The organism is Dactylosporangium cerinum (genome assembly GCF_042653625.1).
Taxonomy (GTDB): domain Bacteria; phylum Actinomycetota; class Actinomycetes; order Mycobacteriales; family Micromonosporaceae; genus Dactylosporangium; species Dactylosporangium cerinum.
This window is the reverse complement of sequence record NZ_JBHSIU010000144.1, coordinates 1-1270: the sequence shown is the minus strand read 5'-3', so window position 1 is coordinate 1270 and position 1270 is coordinate 1. Positions and strand designations below refer to the sequence as shown.

Here is a 1270-nt window from a genome sequence, read left to right as displayed (position 1 = left end):
ATTTGGCGTGCTATGTAGCGTTTGAGGATGCGGATGATTTCGCGTGGTGTGCGACCTTCGGCGGTGCGGCGGGTGATGTAGTCCTTGGTCGGCTGGTGGTAGCGCTGGCGGGACTTGGCGATGGTGTGGATGGCGGAGTTGAGGGTCCGATCGCCGCCGCGGTTGAGGCGGTGGCGGACGGTGCGGCCTGAACTGGCGGGGACGGGGCTGACCCCGGCGAGGGCTGCGAATGCGGCTTCGCTGCGGACGCGGCCGTGGTGCGACCAGGAAATCAGCGCGACCGCGGCCGTGATGGGGCCGATGCCGGGCTGGTCGAGCAGTGCTGGGCACATGGCTGTGACCAGGTCGCGGATCTGGCGAAGGTTCGCGGCCAGCAGACGATCGATATCGCGGATCTGTGTGGCCAGAGCCGTCAGCTGGTTACGACGGAGGCGTTCGAGTGTGTCGGTGTCATCGTCGGCGGTGAGGCCGGTGGCGTGGCGGACCTGTTGGTCGGTATTTCGGCCGCGGAACTGGTCGCGTAGCTCGTCGTCAGCGGTGAGGATCAGCGACTTGAACAGGTTGACCGTGGCGGTGCGGGTGTCGGTGTAGTGGCGGCGGCAGGCATGCAGAATCCGCAGGGCTTCGCGGTCGCCGTCGGCGCGTGGCGTGGCGGTGTTCTCGGCGGCCAGGACGGCTCGGGCGGCGTGGACGGCGTCCAGGGAGTCGGACTTGCCGCCGCGCCGCCGGGCCGTCGCGGTAGGTTTCGGCGCTTCGAAGACGGTCTCGCCGGCTGTGCGAAGCGCGCGCAGCAGTCCGACTCCGTGCGAGCGTGCGCTGTCCAGAGCCCAGGCGCGCCGGCCGGAGCCGAGTCCGTCGGTATGATCACGAGCCCAGGCCAGCAGGACCGCGATGCCGTCGGCTGTGGCCGGGATGGTGAGCTCGGCCAGGACTGATCCGACCGGCGAGAGCACCGCCGCGGTGTGGGTGTCGGTGTGGGTGTCCACGCCGACGATCGCGTCAACGCGATCTGCGAGTCGTTCTGCCAGGACGGACGGCACGAGGTCTCCTCTGTATGGCACGACGTTCGGACGGCGTCGGCCCGGGAGGCGGTCACCCAGCGGCACATCTGTGATGAGTCACGCGACAAGCGCGGACAGGCTTCTGATCAGGCCAGCAAGGCGGGCCGGGCCGGCGCCGGCGACCCACGAGGACAAGTCCGATGAATGGCACACCGCAAGGGTGGCCAGATCTTGGTTGAGTCACTCGTCGATCACCGGCGTCGAACCCT

Annotated in this window: 1 protein-coding gene; it reads right to left on the bottom strand. The window is 68.7% G+C overall.

Annotation, left to right across the window (positions count from 1 at the left end; translation table 11 throughout):
• On the bottom strand, positions 1-1040 hold a 1040-nt coding region (locus ACFPIJ_RS64405), incomplete at its 3' end, for an IS110 family RNA-guided transposase (protein ID WP_380129450.1).
• Between the last annotated feature and the right edge of the window lie 230 nt (positions 1041-1270).